The organism is Mycobacterium gordonae (assembly GCF_017086405.1).
Lineage (GTDB): Bacteria > Actinomycetota > Actinomycetes > Mycobacteriales > Mycobacteriaceae > Mycobacterium > Mycobacterium gordonae_D.
Map to the genome: position 1 here is coordinate 6,952,016 of NZ_CP070973.1, position 25,883 is coordinate 6,977,898.

Annotated in this window: 14 protein-coding genes and 2 pseudogenes; 4 read left to right on the forward strand and 12 right to left on the reverse strand. The window is 67.5% G+C overall.

Features of this window, described 5'->3' with window-relative positions; translation table 11 throughout:
• The first annotated feature begins 249 nt into the window (after positions 1-249).
• Positions 250-1,101, forward strand: coding sequence for a hypothetical protein (locus JX552_RS30080; protein ID WP_205875422.1), 852 nt, complete (start codon positions 250-252; stop codon positions 1,099-1,101).
• 10 nt (positions 1,102-1,111) lie between these two features.
• On the opposite strand, the gene JX552_RS30085 is transcribed toward JX552_RS30080, so the two are convergent.
• The 5 genes from JX552_RS30085 to JX552_RS30105 form a co-directional block, all read right to left on the reverse strand.
• A complete protein-coding gene (locus tag JX552_RS30085; protein WP_205875423.1) occupies positions 1,112-1,705 on the reverse strand; it encodes a DUF4254 domain-containing protein in 594 nt (197 codons plus the stop codon).
• Positions 1,706-2,028: 323 nt separating this feature from the next.
• Positions 2,029-3,093 (reverse strand): glycosyltransferase family 9 protein, encoded by a 1,065-nt coding sequence (locus JX552_RS30090; RefSeq protein WP_205875424.1) that lies wholly within the window; start codon positions 3,091-3,093, stop codon positions 2,029-2,031.
• 34 nt (positions 3,094-3,127) lie between these two features.
• Positions 3,128-3,913: a sulfotransferase family protein gene (locus JX552_RS30095; RefSeq protein ID WP_205875425.1), complete on the reverse strand. Its 786-nt coding sequence runs from the start codon at positions 3,911-3,913 to the stop codon at positions 3,128-3,130.
• Positions 3,914-3,941: 28 nt separating this feature from the next.
• Positions 3,942-4,301 carry a YbaB/EbfC family nucleoid-associated protein gene (locus JX552_RS33600; protein ID WP_205875426.1) on the reverse strand — a complete coding sequence of 120 codons (360 nt, stop codon included), beginning with the start codon at positions 4,299-4,301 and terminating at the stop codon, positions 3,942-3,944.
• Between the two features lie 458 nt (positions 4,302-4,759).
• Positions 4,760-6,556, reverse strand: a complete 1,797-nt coding sequence (locus tag JX552_RS30105; RefSeq protein ID WP_205875427.1) for a serine/threonine-protein kinase PknD — start codon at positions 6,554-6,556, stop codon at positions 4,760-4,762.
• A gap of 335 nt (positions 6,557-6,891) precedes the next feature.
• Between JX552_RS30105 and JX552_RS30110 the strand changes: the two genes are divergently transcribed.
• From JX552_RS30110 to JX552_RS30120, 3 genes are all read left to right on the forward strand, one after another.
• A complete protein-coding gene (locus JX552_RS30110; RefSeq protein ID WP_205875428.1) occupies positions 6,892-7,731 on the forward strand; it encodes an SGNH/GDSL hydrolase family protein in 840 nt (279 codons plus the stop codon).
• 126 nt (positions 7,732-7,857) lie between these two features.
• A complete protein-coding gene (locus JX552_RS30115; protein ID WP_205875429.1) occupies positions 7,858-8,358 on the forward strand; it encodes a hypothetical protein in 501 nt (166 codons plus the stop codon).
• A gap of 28 nt (positions 8,359-8,386) precedes the next feature.
• Complete coding sequence (locus JX552_RS30120; protein WP_205875430.1) at positions 8,387-10,159, forward strand: acyl-CoA dehydrogenase family protein; 1,773 nt, start codon at positions 8,387-8,389, stop codon at positions 10,157-10,159.
• A 29-nt stretch (positions 10,160-10,188) separates the two neighbouring features.
• Here the strand turns inward: JX552_RS30120 and JX552_RS30130 are convergent.
• The 7 genes and pseudogenes from JX552_RS30130 to ag85A all read right to left on the reverse strand — a co-directional run bounded on the left by JX552_RS30130 (position 10,189) and on the right by ag85A (position 25,531).
• Positions 10,189-12,893 (reverse strand): annotated as a pseudogene (locus JX552_RS30130) (PE family protein).
• A 182-nt stretch (positions 12,894-13,075) separates the two neighbouring features.
• Positions 13,076-14,659: an acyl-CoA carboxylase subunit beta gene (locus JX552_RS30135; protein ID WP_205875433.1), complete on the reverse strand. Its 1,584-nt coding sequence runs from the start codon at positions 14,657-14,659 to the stop codon at positions 13,076-13,078.
• A pseudogene (pks13, locus tag JX552_RS30140) lies at positions 14,660-19,995 on the reverse strand (polyketide synthase Pks13).
• 20 nt (positions 19,996-20,015) lie between these two features.
• Positions 20,016-21,905: a long-chain-fatty-acid--AMP ligase FadD32 gene (fadD32, locus tag JX552_RS30145; RefSeq protein WP_205875434.1), complete on the reverse strand. Its 1,890-nt coding sequence runs from the start codon at positions 21,903-21,905 to the stop codon at positions 20,016-20,018.
• Between the two features lie 331 nt (positions 21,906-22,236).
• Positions 22,237-23,250, reverse strand: a complete 1,014-nt coding sequence (gene culp6, locus JX552_RS30150) for a carboxylesterase Culp6 (RefSeq protein WP_205875435.1) — start codon at positions 23,248-23,250, stop codon at positions 22,237-22,239.
• Positions 23,251-23,428: 178 nt separating this feature from the next.
• The gene (locus JX552_RS30155) at positions 23,429-24,334 is read right to left on the reverse strand and encodes an alpha/beta hydrolase-fold protein (protein WP_205875436.1); all 906 of its coding nucleotides are present in this window, start codon (positions 24,332-24,334) and stop codon (positions 23,429-23,431) included.
• 153 nt (positions 24,335-24,487) lie between these two features.
• A complete protein-coding gene (gene ag85A, locus JX552_RS30160; protein ID WP_205875437.1) occupies positions 24,488-25,531 on the reverse strand; it encodes a diacylglycerol acyltransferase/mycolyltransferase Ag85A in 1,044 nt (347 codons plus the stop codon).
• Positions 25,532-25,883 lie beyond the last annotated feature (352 nt).

Sequence of the window (25,883 nt, forward strand, 5' to 3'; positions counted from 1 at the left end):
GGTGTATTGAGTCGGGCCGTTGGGCGAGGACCGGCGTGTCGTATGCGGCTGGTCGAGGGTCATCTCACCCGAGCAACGGATCAACACAATGACCGCCGCCTGCTTGCAAAATTCATTCACACGCTGATGGAGCGAGGCCCGCATGCGCCGCCCCGGTCCTACTGCCGCGTCAATACTTTGTGATTTTCCACCAGTCGTCCGTGAAATCACCTCTACCACGAATCGCCGAACAATGGGTGCACGCGTATTATGCCCAGCGGCGCCGAGGGCGAATCGCTGTCATATCCGCACAACCAGTGGGTGGGGGCTAAGCTAGCCACCGACATGAACCTCGACGTACATCTGCAAACCCATTCGGATATCAGCGTGCATGGCGCTCACCGATATGTCGGCGCACCAAAGAGTGAGATTATGCTTCGCTGTGCGCAGTCGCTCGTCACTGCGATCAATCGCGCCGAGGGCAATATCATATTGAGGGTCTTCGACGACCATTCTTCGCCAGCGGCCATAATGAAGCTGCACAGGATACTCGCCGCATGCAGACATGCGGTCGAGTTTGTTCCCCTCAAAGACAGCGGTTACAACGCGTCGTGCTTAGCATCCTTCTCGAAGGCTCGTGACGAGGCTGCTGACCTGGTGTATTTTGCCGAGGACGACTACCTACACGCACCGTCGGCGATCCTGGAGATGCAGGAGGCGCATGCGCTGTTCAAGAATCAACTCGGCGGCCGGGAAGTCGCGCTGCACCCCTATGATGATCCGAAAAACTACTGGAGCAGGATTTTTCGGCAAGAGCCTTGCCGGGTATTGCAGGGCACGAGACGGCATTGGCGTACTAATACCCATACGACAAACACATGCTGGTTGGAAATCGAAACGCTCCGACGGAATTGGAAACTCTTTGAGTTACTTGCGCTGCATTCGAGCACGCCCTACGGAGAAGCTATGCATATTTTTGAAGCCTCGACAATCAACCGAATCTGGCGGGAGCAGGTCACACTCTTCACACCGATCCCTTCGCTAGCTCTGCATCTGCAATACGAACAGCACATTGACCCTTACCTGGACTGGAGGGAATGGTGGGAATCGGCCGCCTACTAAGCTCAAACGGTCATGTCTCGCGCTTCTCGAAGAGCCCGCAGTAATTTCGCTGCCCGGCCGATTTGAATTGCCGATAGACTTTAAAGTTCGCGGTGCCGGCCCGCAGGCCGGCCAGCAATTCTCCGAGTCCCCCCAGCAGGTCGTCGTATTGCTCTTGGAGCAGCACAACGCGCGAATGGTGATCCGTTGCTCGTTTCGCGTGCAAGATCCGCAGTGCCAGTACCGATAGACGATCAACGACGGTTGCGGGCGTCTCGGTGTGTAGCGGAGCACGCGGGTTCGGATCGAGACCCTCCAGCAGGGTGACGTCGATGTCTTCGATTGTCGCGCAACGCCGGCCGTTTAGGTCGTCGATGCAACGCTTCCTGCGAGCGATCTCGTGGTCGCCGGCACCAACTCGGTGAACCGCGTCTTCGTGATGCCAGAGATCGAAATTCAAAGCGTGCAGCAGCAACGCCTTTGCTTCGACGCCATCTCCGGCGACGGCAATGCGTTCGACATCGTGCCATGACAGTGCGCAGTCATAGAACTGGCGCACAGCGGCCAGTAGGCACGCGTCGACCAGCGTCGTCTCGTGCTGAGGATCAGCATCGACGTCTGGCATCAAGTCACGGCTCCTGCACGTCAAATTCGTTGCCGCGCAACCACATCGCGGCGGTTCGCCGGCGCCATGCAGGCTGAACTCTGCCATGCCGCCAGGCACCGATTCGAGGCGCATCGTGAACTCAGCTCCCAGCGGTGCAGCCCCGATGCTGCTTACTTATCAACGGCGCTGGGGCGCCGCGCATTTCGCTAATACGAACATCCGCCACGCAAGGGCCTCGAAGTTGTCGTCGCCCAACATTGCATTTCCCTGGAACCCGTCTTCGTTTCCTTAAGTCTAAGCTCCTGCCCAAACTGTGTCATATCAGGGATAAGTGGCAATGGTCACTGCCGCGAGGCTGCGTCATCGACGAGTTCTTCCAGTGCATCGAGCACAGCTTCCACCGAGATGTCTGCCATAGTGGCCATGTCAACGTGCCGGTGGTGTTCGAATCTGAACCCCCAGGTCGCGCTGCGCGTGGGACCGAAGAGCCCAACGCCGGGAACGCCCCCCAAATCCGCGGCATGGAGCATAGCGGAATCGATCCCAAGGAAGAGATCCGCGCGGCAGACCATGCCCACGGCGAGATCGAGCGGCATTCCCAGGTAGGGAAATACCCGGTCCCGTTCGCGCCCGGTCTTGAGTTCCTCGTGCCCCATTCCCACGATCCAGACGACGAAGTCGCGATGGCGCGACAAAAAGCGGTCCAGCAGTTCAATGAAGTTCTCTGCAGACCAACGCTTCTCGGCCCAATTCGTGTCGGCGTGTACCGCAAGGACCTTGGTGCCATCAGGCAGGGCGGACCGGATCGACCGGACCCGGTCCCATACGGACGACGGGAGGGCTACTGGCTGAGCGTAGTTCTCGATGCGCAGCGACGCATCGAAAAGGCGCGCCAGCTTGAAAGTCAGATCTGCGGCGTGGCATTCCTCTTTCGTCACTACGAAGTCGTAGCCATGCTTGGTGCGGAATCCGATCGTCGTCGTGGGGGCAAGACGTTCCACGAGTGGGCGGATAACGACATTGGACAACGAGTTCCATGCCAGGGTATCGATGAATACATCGACGGCACCGATTTGTTCCGCCAGCGTCTGGTGATCGATGGATCGCAAGGGTACCCCCGGCACTGGGTGCGGTCCGGTCAGCGGTAACCCGGTGGTGTCCACATGAAGCTGACTTACCTCTCGAAAGCACAGGTCGAAGACGACCTTCGGGCAGATCAAAGTGATTGGGGCGGTGAATAGTTCACCTAAAGCCCGCAGCGTCGGTAGCGTCAGCAAGGCGTCCCCGATGTTGGCGATGAAACATACCGCGGGCCGGTGAGCTTGCAATGCGTGGCTCAACGGGACGCGATGAGGTTCGGTGTCATCACCGGAAGGGCCGGCCGTTGAATCAGGCGTGAGCGCCATCCCGGGGAATGTAGATCGCGGCGAACTTTCCACGTCAATCGAAACCCAGGTTTCGCGCGAGGACATCCACCTCTTTCCAGGCTGGATCGCCGGCGTCCGCGCGATCCCGCGCGGGCGCCGCCGGGTGCAGCGGACACAGATTGCCGACCTTCCATGGCAGGAGGGAGCCGTTGCGGAGGAACTGGTGATCACCGACGGTCTCAGGCGGTGAATAGGCGACGTCAGGAGCCTGGTCGGAGAACGTCAGACCGCACCGACTCAAAGCGGCATTAAGGGTCGTTGCCGGTCGAGCCGCGAAGGCCTCGTAGTTCAGTACGACCAATTGGTCCGAATCGGTGTCGAGCGGTTGCAGGCACTTCCTGACCAGCTCCAAGGCCCCTGGCACCGTGTCCTTGATCCAGAAGTCGACGGACCTGCGCATGGGCGAGTCCCGGTGCGCCAACATGGAATTCACGACCTCGCGCGGGTCTCGCAGCACGAAGACGGGCACAGCGTCCGGAAACACCCGGCGCAGCGCACTCAGTTGGGTCGCATACCAAGGGTTCTTCTCACCCCAGATGGTGCCCGGGCCGGTGAACTCGCTCATCACCCTGCGCAAGGCATGAGCTGGATCGGCCGCTTCCCTCGCATATCGCCGAAAGTCGGCGTAGACGCCGCGATCAGTCAGGAAGGACCGTAGAGTTCCCACCACCGACGAGCCGCGTCGACTGACCTGCAGCAGGTCGATCTCGTCGAAAAGCTGCACATCGCAGTGAAAATTGAGGTACTGGGTGACGATCGTGGTCCCCGATCTCGGCGCTCCTACGATGAAAAGCTGCACGGCGGCCGCCGCAGTCGGTCGCGGCGCCTCAGAGGGAAAGGCCCACCGATTTCGCCAGATTAGCGGTGACTTCGATCAGGGATGCGATCATTTGCTGCTGCTTTCCGGCGATGGCTGCCGTCGCCTCAGCCTGCGCGTTGGCAATCGCCTCGTTGATCCGCTGCTCGACGGTTTCGGCGCCCAGCCGCAGCATGCCCTCCTCGATGGACAAACCGGTCAACAAGCGGTGCCCGTTGATGGTGGCGGTGACCGTCTTCTCTTCATCCGAGGCAGTGAAGGATCCCGTCTCGGACTGGATCATCTGGTTCTCGAGAAGGGTATTGAATCGTTTCAATTGCTCCAACGTCTCGGATACCTGGTGGTGCTGCGGCGCCGGGTCGATGCCCATCTGTTCTCCCTTAATTCATGGTGTCGAACGTTGCTGCACTGGTGGTCTCGATCCGTCGCCTCAAGAGGGCGCTGCGGGGGCAACACCTGTTGATCGCCGCCGACCTCGTAGTGGTCCGGTGGATGCACTCCCCGTCACGCAAGCTGTGCACCACTGGTCGCTCCATTCCACTGGTTCGGCTGACCGATCAAGGGCGATGCAGCACAGTCAGTCTCGCCGGCATCCCGACAGCCGTACCAACCGACGAGTCCTCTCCGGACAGCGGGCCTGATTGCTGCGGCCTTCTCCCTGGCTGACCTGATGATTGCTACGCCGAACAACCACGTGGTGAATATCGACTTTCCGACCACTGTCGCGCCGATGAACGAGTGTCTGTGCCCTCATTGACAGCGCTCCCCTCTGCTTGCCGACGATCGCGTAGAGAGTCCGCGTCCCGAGGAGGTGATGAATCAGGCTGATCAAGCCTTCGGCAGCTTCAGCACCCGGTTCTTGCCGGTCTCGGCGACGTAGAGATTCCCGGCGCCATCCACGGCCAGGCCGCGCGGACCGTCGAGCTCGGGAAAGGGCAGCACCGTCTGGGTACCGGTACCGCCCGCCACGCGCACCACCCGGCCGGTGCCCGAATCGCTGACGTAGACGTTGTCGGCGCCGTCCACCGCCACGCCATAGGGCTTGACCAGCCCGAAGAACGGCACCGTCGTCTGGGCGCCGGTGGCGGTGGTCAGCTTGATCACCTGTCCGTCGCCGAGATCGGCGACATAGACGTCACCGGCGCCATCCACCGCCACCCCCTCGGGTCCGTCCAGTCCCGTGAGGGGCACCGCCGACTGGGCCCCCGTACCGGCCGCCACCTTCAGCACCCGATCCTTGATCCAGTCGGCGACGTAGAGGTTGCCGACGCCGTCCGCCGCCACGCCGTGCGGACCTAGCCGCTCCAGCTTCACCACGGTCTGGCCCGCCGCGCCGGGTGCCAGCTTGATCACCCGCTCGTTGTAGGAGTCGGTGACGTAGACGTTGCCGCGGCCGTCGACCGCGATCCCGACCGCGTACCGGAGGTCGCGGAACGGCAGCACGCTCTGTTCCCTGGTGGCCGCATCCAGCTTCACCACCCGGTTGTTGCCGTTGTCGACAACGTAGATGTTGCCGGCGCCGTCCGCCGCGACCCCGAGCGGGCCGTTGAGCCCGGCGAACGGCAGCACGACCTCGACCGGCACCGGGGACGGCGGTGGAGACGGCTTCGAAGCCGCTGCCGGGGGCGACTGGGTGCGGACAGCGTGGACACGGACGGTGATGGTGACGACGACGGCCGCGACCAGGGTGACCAGAACAGCGCCGAGCGCGATCCGCGCCCGCGGGCTCATCCGGGCGAACAGCGGTGGCTTGGCATCGACGGCGGTCACCGCCGGGGTCGCGGTCAGGGTCGGGGCACTGCTGGCGGTCTCGGGATCGAGCGGCGCTTCTTGAACGGCGGCGGCCAGTTCCGTGACGGTCTGGTACCGGTCGCCGGGCTCTTTGGCCATGCCTTTGGCGATGACGGCGTCGAGTTCGACCGGCAGGTCAGGCCGGGTTGCCGACGGCCGCGGCGGTGGCAACGTCAGGTGCGCGGTGACCTGACTTTCCAGCGAGTCGCCCGGAAAGGGCCGGTTGCCGGTCAGGCACTCGTACAGCACACACGTCAGGGCGTAGATGTCGGCCCGGGCGTCGGCGTCTGCGGCCATCAACCGCTCCGGTGCCATGTACGGCCAGCTGCCGATCATCTCCCGGGAGCCGGTCAGTCCGGCATCGTCTGCGCCCCGGGCGATGCCGAAATCGATCAGATACGCGAAATCGTCCTCGCCGACCAGGATGTTGCCCGGTTTGACGTCGCGGTGCACCAGGCCGATCTTGTGCGCGGCGCGCAGCGCCCGGGCGACCTGCTCGACGATGTGTACCGCCCGCCGGGGGGCCAGTGGCCCGTTCGCCAGGGTTTCTTCCAGGTCACGCCCCTCGACCAGCCGCATGTCGACGTACAGCCGGCCGTCGATTTCACCGTAGTGGTGGATCGGGATGATGTGCGGATCGTTGAGCTGCGCGGCTGCCTCCGCTTCGCGGCGGAATCGCCGCACGAACGTCCGGTCGGTGGCCAGCTGCGGGGGCAGGAGCTTGACCGCCACGACGCGGTTGGTCTCGGTGTCATAGGCGCGCCACACCTCACCCATGCCGCCCTGGCCCAGAACACTCTGCAACCGGTAGCGCCCGAAGTGCGTCCCCTGCACCGCATCACCATAAGCCCGGATTCGGCCCGCGTGGGGCAATGGCGGCGTCCGACGTAGCCCACCAAGGACGCGGAGATCTCGGTGTTCGGGGGCGTGGTGGGGCTCGGGGACGGGGCGGGCGTGTCGTCGTAGGCGCCACACGCGGCAACGACGGCTGTCAGCGCTGCTCCCGCTGCGACACCGAGTTGCCGCCGCGACATTTCTCCGGCCATCAATCCCCTTCGAGGAGTTCACTTCTGCGGTCTGCCGCCGGGGTTATTGCATCAGGCACGGTCTCGAACCGAGATGAAACACTGGATGGCATGTGGGCGAGGGGCGTTGGCATCACCATGCTTGTGAGTGTTGCGTCCGCCGGTTGCGTGGCGCCGCCCACAGCCGGCCCCGGCTCGGCCGCCCGGTCCAATTACGTCGCGATGGGCGATTCGTTCGCGGCAGCGCCCGGCGTGCCGGAGCCGGCGGCGCCGCGCGGCTGTCACAAGTCGACCAACAACTATCCGGCCGTGCTGGCCCGTCGTCTCGCGGCCGCCGCGTTCCACGACGTCACGTGCAGCGGAGCCACCACCGATGATGTCGTCAACCGGGAACAGCGGACAGACCACGGGCTGATCCCTCGCCAACTCGACATGGTCGGTCCGCCGACGGACCTGATCACCATCACCATCGGCGCCAACGACGTCGGGTTGGCGGGCGACGCGGAGTCATGTCAGGTCAAAGCGGCCAATCCGCGGCCCTGTACCGCGGCGTTCGTCGTCGACAACATCGACCGCGTCTCGAGCAGCATCAGCGAGCAGGTCCCGGTGTGGGCCGCGATGATCGACCAGATGCGAGCCGGTGCGCCCAGGGCGCGCATCATCCTGGTGGGCTACGGAATCTTCGTCCGCCCCGGTGGCTGCTTTCCCACCCAACCGCTGCTGCCCAGCGACGCCAACTACCTGCAGGCCAAGGTCGACGAGCTCGACGAGCGGCAACGCCAACTCGCCGCCGACAAGGGGGTGGAGTTCTTCGACACCCGATCGCTGTCCGAGGGCCACGACATGTGCGCCCCGGCGAGCGAACGCTACGTGGAGGGCTACATCACCGAGGGCAGTAGCGTGCCGCTGCACCCCACCGCGCTGGGAGCGGTGGCGCTGGGCAATGCGCTGACCGACTATCTGGTCCTATCGGAGAACCGATAGGGATCATTCGCGCCGCAGCGGCGCTGACACGGCACAGCCATCTTCGGCACAGGTTTAGCCGTGCAACTCGGAGTCAATATCTAACCCGGGTCTGGGAGGGCACTTGACGGTGGAACGGACGGGCAGATGCGCACGCTGACTGGCTTCGGGACTTGTGCTTCGGCGCTCATTGTGATGACGGCTTCGACGGCCACCCTCGGGGCGGGCACGGCGGCCGCAACGGGTCCGGTACCGATCAGTTCGGTGCTGCGAAACTGCGACGCCAGCGTCGTCAAAACGGCCATCCAGGCACCGCGCACTTCGCTGGGTCGCGGCGTGGTCCTCTTCCGTACGACGGGTTCGACCGTGAGCGCGGACATCAACCTGGTCATCTCCAACCAAGCGGGCATGCATTACGACGTCGGCCTGATTCAGGTGCCACGCCCGGCGTCGGCGACCTGTGGACGCGGCGACCCGGGCACCGCCTACAGCGGCGTCGACACCGACCCGTCCGGTCAAGCGAACGTGACCATCACCGCGCCTCTTCAGCAGGGCACCACCGGCGTCTGGGTCACGGTCACGACCCCGAACCCGCATAACCAGGCCCCGGGCGAGTACTACACCTCGGAGTTCGTGGCACCCGTGTAAGCCGGCAAATCTGTAATACGGTCGCGGCATGAGCGATTACGAGCTCGAAGGCGTGGATCGGCTGCCCTTCTCGACCCCGGAGAAGTCACAGCGCTACCGGACCGAGGATTACACCGGCGCGGTCGGCCTCAATTGGTACCGCACCGACCCCACGCTGAAATTCACCATGGCGTACTACCTCACGGCCGACGAGCTGGCCGTGGTGGAACCCCATCTGAGCGGGATCGGCGACCTGATGGGCGGGCCGGTCGCCCGCTGGGCAGAAGAGACCGACCGCAATCCACCGCGGCTGGAGCGCTATGACCGCTGGGGCCATGACGTCAGCCGGGTGGTGATGCCGCCGTCGTTTACCGCCGCCAAGCGCGCGGTGCTCGATGCCCAGGGATCGTTGCGGGATGCGTGTCGAGGTGCCGGTTTTCGCTCGTCCCTGGCGATGTTCGCATCGAACTATCTGCTGAACCAGGCCGACATCGGGATGGGTTGTGCGCTGGGAACCGGTGGCGGCATGGTGCAGTCGCTGGTGGCCGCGTACGCGCCGGCCGACGTGCGCGACCATGTGTTGGCGAAATTCGATTCCGGCGAATGGGCAGGCGAGACAGCGCAATTGCTGACCGAACGCACCGGCGGTTCGGATCTGGGTGCGCTGGAGACGACCGCGCGGCGCTCGGGCGACGCGTGGGTGCTCAACGGCTTCAAGTGGTTCGCGTCGAACTGCGCCGGGGAGGCCTTCGTCGTGCTGGCCAAGCCCGAGGGAGCGCCGGATTCCAGCCGCGGTGTCGCCAACTTTCTGGTGCTGCGCACCCGTCGGGACGGTTCGCGCAACGGGGTGCGGGTTCGCCGGCTGAAGGACAAGCTCGGCACTCGCTCGGTCGCCTCCGGAGAGGTCGAATTCGTCGATGCGGAAGCTTTTCTACTCTCCGGTGAGCCGTCCGGCGAGTCGGGACCGTCCGACGGCAAGGGCCTGGGCCGGATGATGGAGCTGACCAACTCCGCGCGCCTGGGCATCGCGCTGTTCGGGCTGGCCAACGCGCGCCGCGCCCTGGTCGAGTCGCTGTGTTATGCGCGTCAGCGCCGGGCCTTCGGTGGAGCGCTGATCGACAAGCCGTTGATGCGGCGCAAGCTCGCCGAGCTGATCGTCGACGTCGAAGCCGCCCAGGCGCTGGTCTTCGACGGCACCGGAGCGGCGAATCACCGCCAGCCGCGCAGCATCCGGCAGCGCATCGCGGTGCCGGTCACCAAGCTCAAGGTCGCCCGCCTGGGCATCACGGCGGCATCCGACGCGATCGAGATTCACGGCGGCAACGGCTACATCGAAACCTGGCCGGTGGCAAGGCTTTTGCGGGACGGTCAGGTCAACACCATCTGGGAGGGGCCGGACAACATCCTGTGCCTGGACGTGCGCCGCGGCATCCGGCAATCGCGCGCCCACGAAGCGTTGTTGACCCGGCTGCGTGATGCGGTGTCGGTGTCCGACGACGACGAGACCACCGGCCTGGTGGCCGAGCGGATCGACGACCTGGAGGCGGCCGTCACCGCGTGGGAGAAGCTGGACGACGCGGTGTCCGAGGCGCGGCTGTTCCCGCTCGCTCAGTTCATGGGCGACGTGTACGCGGGCGCACTGTTGACCGAGCAGGCGGCTTGGGAACGGGAGACGCGTGGCGCTGACCGCAAGGCGCTCGTGGCGCGGTTGTACGCCCAGCGCTACCTCGCCGATCGCGGTCCGCTGCGCGGCATAGACGCCGACGGCGAGGAGGCGATGGACCGTTTCGAGGAACTGGCCGACGGAGCGTTGCGACTCTGAGCGGTTGCCCGCTACCCGACTGGCCCCGTCTACGGTAGCCCGCTGTACCCGTCGCGGCCGAACAGCAGCCCGGCGGGGCTGCCTTGGCCGGCTTTGCCCGCTGGCGCACCGGTCCCACCGTTACCCCCGTTGCCGCCGTTGCCGATCAGCACGGTGGCGCCAGCCGCCCCGCCAGCACCACCGCTGCCTAAGCCTTCCCCTCCGGCCCCGCCGTCACCGCCGTTGCCGATCAGTCCGGACTTGCCGCCCGAGCCCCCGGCGCCGCCGCTAGTGGCCGCGCCGCCGGCGCCGCCTGCCCCTCCGGCGCCGCCCGAGCCAAAGACCATGCCGGCGCTGCCACCGGCGCCGCCGGCACCCCCACCGTTGCCGGCGCCGAACCCCCCCAGCCCGCCAGCGCCGCCGAAGCCGAACAACAGGCCGGCGTTGCCACCGACGCCACCAGCCCCGCCTGTGGCCAAACAAGTCCCGCCCACCCCGCCGGCGCCGCCGGCGGCGCCCAGAGCGAGCAGGCCGGCATTGCCGCCGGCGCCCCCAGCCCCGCCGAACAAAGAGCCACCGGCGCCGAATCCGCCGGCGCCACCGCCACCACCCCGCCGAATAGCCCGCCGGCACCGCCGGCACCGCCCGCGCCGCCGGCGCCGCTGAAACCGTGCCCGCCGACCCCGCCCAGACCGCCGCCGGCGAACAGCCCGCCGGCGCCGCCCGCCCCGCCGACACCGCCGGTGCCCGCCACACCCGTACCGCCGACCCCGCCCCCGCCGCCGCCGGCGAACAGCCCACCACCACCGCCGGCTCCGCCGGCCCCACCGGCACCGCCGATCACACTGAGCCCACCCGCTCCGCCGGCCGCGCCGGCGTCGAACAATCCACCCCCGCCGCCCACGCCGCCTACACCGCCGGAACCGTTCGCCGCGGATCCGCCCGCCCCTCCCGTACCGCCTGCTCCGAACAGGAATGCAGCGCCGCCGGCGCCGCCGGCCCCACCCGGTCCGGCCCCGTTAGCACCACCCAACCCACCGGCGCCACCGCTGCCGAAGAAGGTCCCGCCGGGCCCGCCGGCACCGCCGATGCCCCCGATCGGTCCGGACCCGCCGTTGCCGCCGTTGCCGAACACCCACCCGCCGGGCCCGCCCGGTGACCCGGTACCCGCGAGCCCGTTGGCGCCGTTGCCGATCAAGGGGCGTCCAGTGAGTGCCTGAACGGGCGCGTTCACGGTGTTGAGCACCTGTTGCTGCACGGCGTGCAAGGGTGAGGTGCTTACCGCAGCGTTGGAGCCGTCCAGACCCAACAGCAGCCCACCGATCCCGCCGGCACCGGTCCGGATAAGGGTTACCCCGGTCCCGCCGTTACCGCCCGTGCCGATCAGCACGGCATTGCCGCCGGCGCCTCCGAACCCGGATGTCCCGGCGCCACCGCCGTTGCCGCCGTTGCCGATCAGGCCAGCCTTGCCGCCGACACCGCCGGAGCCGCCGTTGTTAAACCCAGCGGTACCACCGGATCCACCAGCCCCGCCGGAGCCGGCGAGGAAGCCTGCATCACCGCCTGCTCCGCCTTGCCCGGCGGCGAAGCGGCTCAACCCGCCGGCACCGCCCGCGCCACCGGTGCCGAACAACATGCCGGCGTTGCCGCCGGGCCCGCCAGCACCGCCGGTCCCACCGATCGCGGAGCCGCTTTGCCCGCCCGCTCCGCCGGCGCCGCCGGCGGCACCCACCGAGAGCATGCCTGCGTTGCCGCCGGGTCCGCCGGCCCCCGCAGCCCCGCTGCTGAACCCGCCGGCCCCGCCGTCCCCCCCGCCGCCGAACAGGCCGCCGGCCCCGCCGGCGCCGCCCGGCCCGCCGGGGCCGCCGTTGCCGTAGCCCCCGATGCCGCCGGGCCCGCCGCTGGAAAACAGCCCGCCGGCGCCACCGGCCCCGCCCGCCCCACCGACTGCACCGTCGCTGCGACCGCCGGCCCCGCCGGCGCCACCTCCGCTAAACCATCCGCCGGCGCCGCCGGACCCACCGACGCCACCGGCGCCACCACCGTCCGACACCCCCCCGTAACCGCCTACCCCGGCAGGCCCCGCCAGCAGGCCCGCAGCGCCGCCAGCCCCACCGGCGCCCCCGGCCCCGCCTGTGGAGAACCCGCCGGCCCCGCCGGACCCACCGGCCCCGAACAAGCCCGCGGCCCCGCCGGCGCCACCGCGCCCGCCGGCGCCGACCGTCGAAGACCCGCCGGCTCCGCCCGCGCCGCCCGCGCCGAGCAACCCGGCCGGTCCGCCGGCACCGCCGGCCCCGCCCGTGCCCGCCGCTCCGGACCCACCGGCCCCACCGTTGCCGATCAACCAGCCACCCGGCCCGCCGGGAGACCCGGTCCCCGCCGCGCCGTTGCCGCCATTACCGATCAACGGGCGCCCGGTCAACGCCTGGACCGGCGCGTTAACGACGTCGAGCAGGCTCTGCAAGGGCGCCGCGGCGGTGGCTTCAGCCAAGGCATACGAACCCGCTCCAGCCGACAGAAGCCGCACGAACTGGGCATGAAATGCGCCGGCTCGCGTGCTAAGCGCCTGATATGCCTGGCCGTGGGCGGAGAACAGCGCCGCGATGGCCCCCGACACCTCGTCCGCTGCGGCGGCCAGCACCCCCGTCGTCGATGATGCCGCGGCCGCACTCGCCGTCGTCATCAGGGCACCCTCGCGGGCAATGTCCGCGACCGATGCCGCCACCGCTTCGGACTCGACAATCACATAGGACATCGGACACCTCCCACCACGCCATGACCGCTCTGTCATGCCGGGCCGGGGATCGTGCGATCACCGGCGGGCAGGTGCGGATCATAACGCTGGGTCAAGCGCGCATCAAACGCATCTGTATCAGTCGGGTCACACTTGTTGACCCAACGCGGGTGATACCGCTAGCCTGCGCCGAGCAGACCGGACTAGACCGGAATGAGCCCGTGCTTACGCCCCAGCCGTGTCCAGCTCTGCTTGTCCCGCAACAGATGCAATGACCGGCGCAGCAGCAACCGGGTCTGGTGCGGGTCGATCACCGCGTCGATGAACCCGCGCTCCGCGGCGATCCACGGAATAGCCATGTTGAGGTTGTAGCCCTCGATGAAATCCTTCTTGATCTGCTGCACCTCGGGCGCGGTCGGGTCCGGGAAGCGCTTCACCAGCAGCTGCGCGGCACCTTCTGCGCCGATCACCGCGATGCGCGCGGTGGGCCAGGCGAAGTTGAAGTCGGCGGTCAGCTGCCGGGAACCCATCACCGCGTAGGCGCCGCCGTAGGACTTGCGGATGGTGATGGTCACCTTCGGCACGTCGGCTTCGACCACCGAGTACAGGAACCGGCCGCCGCGCTTGATAATGCCCCGCTTCTCCTCCTCGGCGCCCGGCAGGAACCCGGGCGTGTCCACCACGAACACCAGCGGGATCTGGAACGAGTCGCAGAACCTGATGAACCGCGCCGCCTTGTCGGAAGCCTCGTTGTCGATCGCCCCGGACAGGTGCATGGGCTGGTTGGCGATCACACCCACCGGGCGGCCGTCGACCCGGGCATAACCGGTGATGATGGCCGGCCCGTGCTGCGCCGCGACCTCCAGGAAGTCGCCGTCGTCGAAGATGCGCAGCAGGATCTCGTGCATGTCGTAGGCCGCGTTGTCGGAGTCCGGCACGATCGAGTCGAGTTCCAGGTCGGTCGGGGTGATCTCCGGTTCCAGCCCGGGATTGATGACCGGCGGCTTGGTGAAGCAGTTGGACGGCAGAAACGACAAGAACTCGCGCACGTACTGGAACGCCTCGGCCTCGGAGTTCACCACCTGGTGGATGTTGCCGTAGCGGGCCTGCGCGTCGGAGCCACCGAGCTCGTCGAGCGTGACGTCCTCACCGGTGACCTCGCGGATCACGTCGGGACCGGTGACGAAGAAGTAGCCCTGGTCACGCACCGAGACCAGCAGGTCGTCCTGGATCGGCGAATACACCGCTCCCCCGGCGCACTTGCCGAAGATCAGGGAGATCTGCGGCACCACCCCGGACAGCGCCTCGTGACGCTGGCCCAGCTCGGCGTACCACGCCAGCGAGGTGACCGCGTCCTGGATGCGGGCGCCACCGGAGTCCTGGATACCGACGATCGGACAGCCGACCATCGCACACCACTCCATCAGCCGGGCCACCTTGCGGCCGAACATCTCCCCGACGGTGCCCTGGAAGACGGTCTGGTCGTGCGAGAAGACCCCGACCGGGCGGCCGTCGATCAGCGCGTGGCCGGTGACCACGCCGTCGCCGTAGAGCGCGTTGGGGTCACCCGGGGTCTTGCACAGCGCCCCGATCTCGAAGAAAGTGCCCGGGTCGACCAGCGCGTGCACACGGGCTCGCGCACTCGGGATGCCCTTCTTGTCCCGTTTGGCCGCGGCCTTCTCGCCGCCCGGTTCCTTGGCCTGCTCCAGACGAGCGCGTAGCTCGGCCAGCTTCTCGGCAGTGGAATGTACGACGATTGCAGCCGGTTCTGGAGCTAATTCCGTCACTTACTTCCCCACCTCACTAGCCAGTTCAGATTCGATGTCGTCCAGCGCGCGGCTCATGTGCTCGCCCACCTTGGCGATGATCGGCTCGTCGATGGCCTGAATGTGCTCGCCACCGATCGGAACGACCTCCAGGTCGGCAACGTACTCACCCCAGCCGCCGTCGGGCTTGCGGATGCCGTACCGCGGCTCGAACATGATCGCGTCGTCATGGTATCGATCGGCCATGTAGAGGGTGACGTGGCCGTCGAACGGCTGGATCTCGGCGGTGTCGATCGCCCGGTTGTCCAGGTACGACGTGCGCTGGTGCTCGATGATGCCGGCCGGGATCTGCACGCCGCTCTGGCTGACGGCGTCCAGCACGAAACGCACCTGGCCGTCGTCGTCGAGCTCCTCGAGCTGCTCGTACGGGATCGCCGGGATGGTGACGTTGAACGTCTTCTCGGCGAACTTGGCGTAACGGTCCCAGCGCTTGCGGACCTCTTCCTTGGTCTGCGGGATCTCCTCGCCGGCGCGCACCGCGTCGATCAGGCCGACCCACTTGACGTCCTTGCCCAGGCGCTTCAACCCAATCGCGCACGCGTAGGCCAGCACCCCGCCCAGCGACCAGCCGGCCAGAATGTAGGGCCCGTCGCCCTGCATCTCGACGAGCTTCGGGACGTACTGCGCGGCACGTTCTTCGATCGACCCCTCGACTCGTTCGAGACCGTACATCGGCGTGTCCGACGGCAACCGTTTGAGCAGCGGCTCGTACACCACCGTCGAGCCACCGGCGGGGTGGAACACGAATACCGGTGTGCGCGAGCTGCCCTCCTGGGGCGGCCGCAGGGTGCGCACGAAGCCGTCGATCACGCCGGCCTCCAGGTAGTTACGCACCTTCTCTGCCAGCGCCTCGATCGTGTCCGAACTCTGCACGTCCTGGACCGTGATCGGCCCTTCGGCGCGCTCGGAGAGCCGCTGCGCCATCTTGGCGGCCTTCTCGTCGTCGAGCTTGGGCAACGGGTTGAAGATGCCGCCGGCGGATTTTCCGGTGACCACCGCCCAGGTCGCGAAGACGACGCGTTCGGCGGCGTCCCGGGGCGGGACATCGGAGTTGAGCGCCTTGGCCACGGCCTCCTGGCTGAGTGCACCCGCCGTGGGCTTTTCGCCGTTCCCGGCGGCGCCGTTGGTGCCCGGGCCGGTGGGATTGGTCGGTGGCGGCGGGATCGGCACGTCCGACGGGGGTGGCGACCCATCCGAGGGCGCTGCCTCCGCCACGGGTTCGGGCTGGGTCTGCGGCTCGGCCTGCGGGTCGGGCGCCGGCGCCACCAGGTTGGCCGGTGATGCCCCACTGATCAGCTCGGCCTGCGCCCGCGCTATTTCCTCGGCGGTCTGCGTCTTCTGGTATTCGTGCAGCTGCTCGACCTCGTCGCGGTGCTCGATCGCGTACTCGATCAGCTTCTCCACCGCGTAGAGATTGGCGTCGCGCACCGCCGTCAGCTGAATCGGCGGCAGGTCGAAGTCGTATTCGACGCGGTTCTTGATCCGCACCGCCATCAGCGAGTCCAGGCCGAGCTCGATCAGCGGCACCTCCCAGGGCAGGTCCTCGGCTCATACCCCATCGCCGCGGCCACGATGGTGCCCAGCCGCTCGGCGATCGTCTCGCCGGAGTCCGGCGACCAGCGGCCGACATCCGACGGCAGGTAGCGGTTGGTCAAGCTATCGGTCAGCGTCTCGGCGTCGTCCTCTTCCACAACCGCCACCGACGACGTGCCCGACTCGGCTGCCGCGATCGCCGTGCCGGCCCCGACGGCCGCGGGCAGTACCGCCTCGGAACCGCCACGAGCGACCAGCGCGTCGTAGACCAGGGTGAAGGACTCGTCGATGCGGGCGTGCACCTGCACCGAGGCGCCGCCGGGATGCCGGGTCAGCGTCGTCACCAACCGGGCACCCTCGCCGGGCACCGCGCGCTGTTCGGCGGCCGTCAGCGTTGCGTCCGGCAGCACCGCCGACGCGGCCGCTTTGACCAGCGCCACCAGATCGGGCGTCTTCTCCCGCGGGGAGTACTCCCACACATGGCGACCGTCGGGCAGGGCAACGTGGGCGCCCGGCATCAAGATCGAGCCATCGCCGGCGAAATGCGCGTCCAGCCAGTGCTCTTTGCGCTTGAACCGGGTCGGCGGGATGTTCGCGTAGTCCTCCGGTCCGTTGGCCCGGGTGAACAGCGTCCGCACGTCGAGGTCGTGGCCGTGCACGAACAGCTGCGCCATGGTCGAGATCATCGACTCGACCTCGTCCTGCTTGCGGGCCAGCGTCGGGATCAGCTGGGCGTCATGCAGCCCGGCCGATGCGGTGGTGAGACCGACCTGCATCAGCGCCACCGGGTTGGGTGCGAGCTCCAGGAAGGTGGTGTGCCCGCTGTCGACGGCGTTGCGGATGCCGTGGGTGAAGTAGACGCTGTGCCGCAGCCCCTTCTTCCAGTAGTCGACGTCGTGGATCGGCTCGCCGCCGGGTTTGATGTAGCGGCCCTCGTGCACCGTGGAGTAGATGCCGCAGGTGGGGCTCATCGCCTTGATGCCCTGCAACTCGGCGGCGAGTTCGCCGAGCAGCGGGTCCATCTGCTGGGTGTGGCTGGCGCCCTTGGTCTGGAACTTGCGGGCGAACTTGCCCTCGGATTCAGCGCGGGCGATGATCGCGTCGACCTGCTCGGGCGGGCCGCCGATGACGGTCTGGGTGGGCGCGGCGTAGACGCATACTTCCAGGTCCGGGAAGTCGGAGAACACCGTCTTGATCTCGTCGGCCGAGTACTCCACCAGCGCCATCAACCGGATGTACTCGCCGAACAGCATCGCCTCGCCCTCGCCCATCAGGTGCGAACGCGAGCAGATGGTGCGGGTGGCGTCCTGCAGCGACAGGCCGCCGGCGAAGTACGCCGACGCCGCCTCGCCCAGCGACTGCCCGACCACCGCGGCGGGCTTGGCGCCGTGGTGTTTGAGCAGCTCACCGAGGGCGATCTGGATCGCGAAGATGGTGACCTGGGTGGTCTCGATGCCGTAGTCCTGCGAGTCGTCCAGGATCAGCTCGAGCACCGAGTAGCCCAGTTCGTCCTGGACCAGCGCGTCGACCTTCTCGATCCACTCCGCGAACACCGGATTGCGCAGGTACAGGCTCTTGCCCATCTTGCGGTGCTGCGCGCCGAAACCGGCGAGCACCCAGACCGGGCCGTTGGTCACCGGGCCGTCGGTGCTGAACACGTTCGGCCGCTGCTTGCCCTCGGCGATCGCGCGCAGTCCCTTGATCGCTTCTTCGTGGTCGTGGGCCAGCACCACCGCGCGCGAGCGGCCGTGGTTGCGGCGCGACAGCGAGCGGCCGATCGACTCCAGCGACGACGCCTGCCCCTCGGGGCTCTCCATCCAGTCCGCGAGCTCGGCGGCCGCGGCCTTCTTGCGCGAGGTCAGGAACGCCGAGATCGCCAAGGGGATGGTGGGGGGCGGAAGTTCCTGCCCGGCAAGCTCTTCCAGCGCCGCTTCCTTGAGCGCCAGGGCCTCTTCGGTGACGCCCGGCAGCTCGTACGCGTCCTCCGCGGCGGCCGGCGCGTCGTCGTCGATGATCTCGCCGTATTCGTCGAAGCGCAGCGAGTGACCGACACCTTCGGTGAGCTCGCCACCGGCGGACACCACGGCGGCCTGCGGCGCGGCCACCGGCTCCTCGTGCTCCCGCTCGATGACGTCGCGCGGCAGCACCTCGCGCACCACCAGGTGGGCGTTGGCGCCGCCGAAGCCGAAGCTCGACACCCCGGCCAGCGCGTAGCCGCCGTAACGGGGCCAGTCGGTGGCCTGGTCGACGACCTTCAGGCGCATGGCGTCGAAGTCGATGTAGGGGCTGGGTCCGGCGAAGTTGATCGACGGCGGCAGCTTGTCGTGCTGCAGCGCCAGCACGACCTTGGCCATGCTGGCCGCGCCGGCGGCGGACTCCAGGTGTCCGACATTGGTCTTGATCGCGCCGAGCAGCGCAGGCCGGTCCGCGGGACGTCCCTTGCCGACGACGCGGCCCAGCGCCTCGGCCTCGATCGGGTCACCCAGGATGGTGCCGGTGCCGTGCGCCTCGATGTAGTCGACGCTGCGCGGGTCGATGCCGGCGTCCTTGTAGGCCCGGCGCAGCACCTCGGCCTGGGCGTCCTGGTTGGGCGCGATCAGGCCGTTGGAGCGGCCGTCGTGGTTGACGGCGCTACCGGCGATGACGGCCAGGATCTGGTCGCCGTCGCGGCGCGCGTCGTCGACGCGCTTGAGCACCAGCATGCCGCCGCCCTCGGAGCGGGTGTAGCCGTCGGCGTCGGCGGAGAACGACTTGATCCGGCCGTCCGGCGCCAGCACCGCGCCGATCTCGTCGAAACCAAGCGTCACCGCGGGAGTGACCAGCGCGTTCACGCCGCCGGCCACCACCACGTCGGCCTCGCCGTTGCGCAGCGCCTGCACGCCCTGGTGGATCGCCACCAGCGAACTCGAGCAGGCGGTGTCGACCATTACCGACGGGCCGCGGAAATCGAAGAAGTACGACACCCGGTTGGCGATGACCGCGCCCGAGTTGCCGGTGATCGCGTACGGATGCGCGACGGTCGGGTCCGAGATAGCCAGGAAGCCGTAGTCGTTGTTGGTGACCCCGACGAAGACGCCGACCGATTCACCGCGCAGGCTGGACGCCGGAATGCGGGCGTACTCGAGCGCCTCCCAGGTCAGTTCCAACGCCATCCGCTGCTGCGGGTCGATGTTGTCGGCCTCGGTCTTGGCGACCGCGAAGAACTCGGAGTCGAAACCCTTGATGTCTTTGAGGTAGCCGCCCCGGGTGCGGGCCTGGGCGACCCGCTCGGCCAGCCGCGGCTCCTCCAGGAACTCCGACCAGCGGCCCTCGGGCAAGTCGGTGATGGCGTCGCGGCCTTCCATCAGCGCCGCCCAGGTCTCGTCCGGGGTGTTCATGTCGCCGGGGAGGCGGGTGGACAGACCCACGATCGCGATGTCGACGCGTTCGGCCGGGCCGGTGCGGGTCCAGTCGGCGGCGTCGGAGTCATCCTCGGCCGATTCGGGCTCGCCCTCGATGATGCGGGTGGCCAGCGACTCGATGGTCGGGTGCTGGAAGGCCACGGCCACTGACAGCGTGACACCGGTCAGGTCCTCGATGTCGGCGGCCATCGCGACGGCATCGCGCGACGCCAGACCCAGCTCCACCATCGGCACGGACTCGTCGATCGAGTCCGGGGACTTCCCGACGGCCTTGCCCACCCACTCGCGCAACCATTTGCGCATCTCGGGGACCGTCATTTCCGGCTTATTCGCGGGCGAATTCTCCTGGCTTGTGTCAGACATCAGCTACCTTGTTCAGTCGATCAGTCAGAGGTGGCGAAGGTGGTCGCGGAGTTCACACCACTGCGCAAACTGCCGTCCAGGTAGGCCGTGCGGCAGGCGCGGCGGCCGATCTTGCCACTGGAGGTTCGGGGAATCGAGCCGGCCTGGACCAGCAGCACGTCGCGCACCGTCACCCCGTGCCCGACGGCGATGGCCGCGCGGATGTCGTCGGCGATCGGCTGGTACTCGAGCTTGTGAGTGCCCGCGGCCCGCTCGCCGACGATCACCAACTGCTCGGAGGTGTCTTCGGCGTCGAACTTCAGCCCGGCGTGCGGGTCGTCGTAGACCTTCTGCGGCAACTCGTTGGCCGGCACCGAGAATGCGGCCACGTAGCCCACCCGCAACGCCTTGGTGGATTCCTGCGCGGTGAACTCGAGGTCCTGCGGGTAGTGGTTACGCCCGTCGATGATGACGAGGTCCTTGATCCGGCCGGCGATGTACAGGTGGCCGTTGTGGTAGGTGCCGTAGTCACCGGTGCGCACCCACAGCGCGTCGTCGGGGGCGCCTTCGGCGTGCGACTCGCTGACCCGCGACTTGAGGATGTTCTTGAATATGTTGGCGGTCTCGTCTTCCTTGCCCCAGTAGCCGACGCCCAGGTTATTGCCGTGCAGCCAGATCTCGCCGATCTGGCCGTCCGGCAGCTCGCTGGCCGCCTCGGCGTCCACGATGACCGCCCACTCGTCGACGCCGATCTTGCCCGCGGAGACCTGCGCGACAGCTTTCGGCGAGTCAGCGGCCACCTCCACGAAGCGTTGCTGGTTCAATTCGTCGCGGTCGACGTGGATGACGGTGGGCGACTCGTCCATCGGCGTGGTGGAGACGAACAGCGTCGCCTCCGCCAGGCCGTAGGACGGCTTGACCGCGGTCGGCCGCAGGCCGTAGGGCTCGAAAGCCTTGAAGAACTTGCGCAGCGACGACGGCGACACCGGCTCGCTGCCGTTGAGGATGCCCTTGACGTTGCTGAGGTCCAGGGGCGGCTCGTCGTCGCGGGGCAGACCGCGCACCGCGGCGTGCTCGAAGGCGAAGTTGGGTGCGGCCGAGAACGTTCCCCCGGTCTCGCCGGGCTTGCGGGCCAGTTCGCGGATCCATCGGCCGGGGCGGCGTACGAAGGCGGCCGGCGTCATGAACGTGAAGCTCTGGCCCAGCACCGAGGTCAGCAGGACTGTGATCAGTCCCATGTCGTGGAAGAACGGCAGCCAGCTGACGCCGCGGTCGCCTTCCTGGCCTTCCAGCGCGTTGAGCACCTGCACCACATTGGTGGGCAGGTTCAGGTGGGTGATCTGCACACCGGTCGGGGTGCGGGTGGAGCCGGAGGTGTACTGCAGGTAGGCGGTGGTGGTCTCGTCGGCGTCGGGCTCGACCCAGGTGGAGGCGACCTCGGTGGGAACCGCGTCGACGGCGATGACCCGAGGACGTTCCTTGGCCGAACGGGCACGGATGAACTTGCGCACACCTTCGGCGGATTCGGTCGTGGTCAGGATCGTCGACGGAGTGCAGTCGTCGAGCACCGCATGCAGACGACCGACGTGGCCGGGCTCGGAGGGGTCGAACAGCGGAACCGCGATCCGGCCGGAGTACAGCGCGCCGAAGAAGGACACCATGTAGTCCAGGTTCTGCGGGCACAGGATGGCGATGCGGTCACCCGGCTGGGTGACCTGCTGTAGCCGGGCGCCCACCGCGCGGTTGCGGGCGCTGAACTCCGACCACAAGATGTCGCGCTCGATGCCGTCGCGCTCGGTGGAGTAGTCCAGGAACCGGTACGCCAGCTTGTCGCCGCGCACCTTCGCCCACTTCTCGACGTGACGAACCAGGTTGGTGTTCGACGGGAACCTGATCTTGCCGTTGACGATAAACGGGTTGTGGTACGCCATGACGCCCTCTCCTGTCACAAACTCACGGTGTTGTCGGCTACACCGACGGGTACTTCTCTCTTTGTCGGCTTGGGCCGACGGTCAACGGGCAAGTGCGAAGCCGACCGAAAAGCTCTGCGCGCGCAGCCCGGTTACGACCGTCGCCCACACGCGCGGGCGCCTGTCGTAACCGGTTTCGACCCACCCGGGTCAACCACATGCTCTTAATTTTCTCTTAATGTTAAGGGGCCAGAGGCGGCAGACCAAATCACAAGGTACGCCTGATCCCTGCTACTACCATCACACCGCGGCCGTGTCCGATAGCTCAGCTATCGAATTGCGACCCACCGGCTCAGCTGTGCTTGGGATGCGGCGCCTTTTCCAGCACGGTTTGGGCCCAGTTCAACGTCCACTGGGTGGCGGACAGGCCGTTGGAATTCCAGAAGTCAGTAGTCGCGTACATCGCGTGGATGGGCTGCCCGGCGCCGCCAGCCAAGGTATTCAGCGTGGTCGGGAGGTTCGCGGGGCTGAAGGCCTCCTTGGGTGCGGCGCAGATCAGGTCGCCCTCGGCGCAGATCTCGTTGGTCCGGTTGTCCAGATCGCCGAAACCGCCCGGCCGCGCACCGGTCATCGTCAGACCGAGCCCGGACAGCACCGGCACCTCGTGCAGGGTGATCTCGGCACCGACGCCCGGCGGGGTCGGCGGGACGTTGTTGCCCACGCTCTCCTGACGCCGGCCGTCGGCGATCAACGTCACACCCAGAACCAGGTCTTCGTCCACGGGACCGAGGCCGTTGCCGATGTCGCTGGCGACGTCGCCGCCGATCACCGCGCCCTGGGAGAACCCGACGATCACGTAACTGGTCAGCGGGCACCGATTGTTCATGTCGGTCATCGCCTTCACCGTCGCCCGGGTGCCCTCGGCCCGGCTGTCGTTGTAGCTCATCTGACCGTCGGCGCTGAGCGGATTGCGGAACTGCGCCGTGTAGGGAACGGTGTACGTCTGCACGCGACCCGGCTGGAACTGCTGGCTGATCGGCCCGGTCACGTTGAGCAGCAAGGCCTTCGGGAACTGTGTCGGGTTCAGCGGGTCGTCCGTCGGCCACGACTCCCAGGTGCCCGGCACCGAGATCAACTGCACATCGGGACAGGAGGCGTCCTGGGATGCCGGGCGCGGCTTCTTCGGGTGGGACGTGGTCGGGCCCGAAGGCAACACACCGGGGGGAACCGCACTCGGTGGCACGTTGGGCTGACGCAACAGCATCACGCCGCCGATGATGACGAGGGCCACCACCAGAGCCATCGAGCCGGCTGCCGCCCAGGCAAGTCGTCGGTGGCGTTTGCGCCGTGCGCTGTTCTTGGCCATCTTCTCCCGCTAACAGAGTCCGGCAGGGACCCTCATCGGATCCCGGCGAATGGGTTGGGCAAGTGCTTTACCAGGTAACGCACCTTCGCGCCCTACTCACCCGCGCAGCGTGGTGATGCGGACGTACCGCCCTCTGCTGCACTCCCTACACGGTACCGGCCCGCGGAACGAACCAGGATCAGCGAATAGCGCCGGAGATGTCGCCTGACATGGCGCCCAGTTGGCCGGCCCACGAGCCCCAGCCGTTGTCGCCGCCGCCCGGGAAGTCGAAGTGGCCGTTGTGCCCGCCCACGTCGCGATACTGCTGGTAGAAGGCCTTGCTGTTCCCCATTGCCTCGCCGCCGGCGCCGAGCATGGCCGCGGGGTTGCTGGCGCCCGGATTGGTGGGTGCCCACACCCAGACCCGAGTGTTGTTCTGCGCGAGCAGCGCGGCGTGCACGTACGGGTCGTGCCACTTCCAGCGGCCCAGCTGTGGGGCTCCCCACATCCCGTTGCCGTCGACCCCCCCGAACTGCTGCAGACCGGCCAGGATCGCGCCGTTGGTGAAGGTGTTGGAGGGGTACAGGAAGCCGGACAGCGAGCCGGCGAAGCCGAACCGGTCGGGGTGGAAGGCGGCCAGCGCCAAAGCGGCGTAGCCGCCCTGCGACGCGCCCACGACGCCGTGCCCACCGGGCGCCAGGCCCTTGTTGGCGGCCAGCCAGTCAGGCAGCTCGCTGGACAGGAAGGTGTCCCACTGCTTGCTGCCGTCCTGCTCCCAGTTGGTGTACATGCTGAACGCCCCACCCGCTGGTGCCGCGACCGAGATGCCCTTGCCGGCGAGGGTGTTCATCGCGTTGCCGGCGGTCACCCAGTTGCTGACGTCCGGGTTGGCGTCGGCGGCGTCCAGCAGGTAGACCGCGTGGGGCCCGCCGGCCATGAAGGCCACCGGAATGTCGCGGCCCATCGCGGCCGACGGCACCATCAGGGTCTCGAACCCGGCCGCCCCAGCCGTCACCTCCGAGCCCAGCGACGCCGACACGCCTCCGAACGCAACCGACAACACGGCAACACAGAACAGCCGTAGCACTACCGACAGACCCCTCATGTCCACCCTCCATGGTGTGACGCGGTGCACGACAAGACCTAGCCCGCAGGTAGCTAACCACACCCTGCACAGCGGGATAAAGGGGAGCTGACGCTAACGGCGGCGACCCGAGTGGGTCGCCGCCGTCAGACGGTTGGTTATCGCCAGCGCGATTTAGGTGCCGGTGCCCTGGTTCACACCGACCGCAGCAGCGGTGGCAGGACCGGCGCCGGGGGTCGCACCCAGCGTGCTCTGCAGGTCACCCTTCATGGCGTTGAGCTGCGCACCCCAGTACGGCCAGTCGTGCGTGCCGTTGGCGTCGAAGTTGAACACCGCGTTGTGGCCACCGGCCGCGTTGTACGCCTCCTGGAACTTCAGGTTGCTGGTCCGCACGAAGCCCTCGAGGAACTTGGCGGGCAGGTTGTTGCCACCGAGGTCCGACGGCTTGCCGTCGCCGCAGTAGATCCACAGCCGGGTGTTGTTGGCGACCAGCTTGCCGACCTGCAGGGTCGGGTCGTTGCGCTGCCACGCCGGGTCCTCCTTGGGACCCCACATGTCCGACGCCTTGTAACCGCCGGCGTCACCCATGGCCAGGCCGATCAGCGACGGGCCCATCGCCTGCGACGGGTCCAGCAGTGCCGACAGCGAGCCGGCGTAGATGAACTGGTCGGGGTGGTAGGCAGCCAGGATCAGGGCCGACGAACCGGCCATCGACAGACCGACGGCGGCGCTGCCGTTCGGCTTGACCTGCTTGTTGCTGGCCAGGTACGCGGGCAGCTCGCTGGTCAGGAAGGTCTCCCACTTGTAGGTGGTGCAGCCCGCCTTGCCGCAGGCCGGGTTGTACCAGTCGCTGTAGAAGCTGGACTGGCCGCCGACCGGCATGACCACGGAAATACCAGACTGGTTGTACCACTCGAACGCCGGGGTGTTGATGTCCCAGCCGTTGTAGTCGTCCTGGGCACGCATGCCGTCGAGCAGGTACAGTGCCGGCGAGTTGGCTCCACCGCTCTGGAACTGGACCTTGATGTTGCGGCCCATCGCCGCCGAGGGCACCTGCAGGTATTCCACCGGCAGCCCCGGACGCGAGAACGCACTCGCGGTCGCGGAGCCACCGACGAAGCCGACCAGCCCAGACAGCAGCGCCGCACCCACGGCACCCACCATCAGGCGGCGCGGCATACCCGTCACGGCGCCCCGAAACCTGTCAACAAGCTTCATCCTTGCTTCCTCATCCTCATCCTTGTGGGCACATCCTTGCGCATCGCTGCGCTTGGGGGCGTGTCCCGAATTGGGTCAGACTGCACGCACGCGGCGCTGCAGTGCACCCGTAGTCAACCACATATTGCGGCTCACGATCTCCTCCGGGACGGCGCTTCCGGGGTCATCCGGCCGGGTTCCGGCGCGTTTTCGGGGCGTCGATCCGCGTCCGGCAGAGGCGTTTGCGCATGTGCCTACCGACGGGTGCACGCTGGTGGCGGCTCACTTGTGATGTTGCTGGCAGTCTGCGCGGCGGGCCCGATCGGGCGCGCCGACACGGCACATAAGGATTCTTAAAAAAATTCTGAGCCGC

What these genes read in the sequence shown, in the direction of transcription:
- JX552_RS30080 (WP_205875422.1), top strand. Translation starts at nt 250, where the DNA reads ATGCCCAGCGGCGCCGAGGGCGAATCGCTGTCATATCCGCACAACCAG.
- JX552_RS30085 (WP_205875423.1), bottom strand. Translation starts at nt 1,705, where the DNA reads ATGCCAGACGTCGATGCTGATCCTCAGCACGAGACGACGCTGGTCGAC.
- JX552_RS30090 (WP_205875424.1), bottom strand. Translation starts at nt 3,093, where the DNA reads ATGGCGCTCACGCCTGATTCAACGGCCGGCCCTTCCGGTGATGACACC.
- JX552_RS33600 (WP_205875426.1), bottom strand. Translation starts at nt 4,301, where the DNA reads ATGGGCATCGACCCGGCGCCGCAGCACCACCAGGTATCCGAGACGTTG.
- JX552_RS30115 (WP_205875429.1), top strand. Translation starts at nt 7,858, where the DNA reads ATGCGCACGCTGACTGGCTTCGGGACTTGTGCTTCGGCGCTCATTGTG.
- JX552_RS30120 (WP_205875430.1), top strand. Translation starts at nt 8,387, where the DNA reads ATGAGCGATTACGAGCTCGAAGGCGTGGATCGGCTGCCCTTCTCGACC.
- fadD32 (WP_205875434.1), bottom strand. Translation starts at nt 21,905, where the DNA reads ATGGCGTACCACAACCCGTTTATCGTCAACGGCAAGATCAGGTTCCCG.
- culp6 (WP_205875435.1), bottom strand. Translation starts at nt 23,250, where the DNA reads ATGGCCAAGAACAGCGCACGGCGCAAACGCCACCGACGACTTGCCTGG.
- JX552_RS30155 (WP_205875436.1), bottom strand. Translation starts at nt 24,334, where the DNA reads ATGAGGGGTCTGTCGGTAGTGCTACGGCTGTTCTGTGTTGCCGTGTTG.
- ag85A (WP_205875437.1), bottom strand. Translation starts at nt 25,531, where the DNA reads ATGAAGCTTGTTGACAGGTTTCGGGGCGCCGTGACGGGTATGCCGCGC.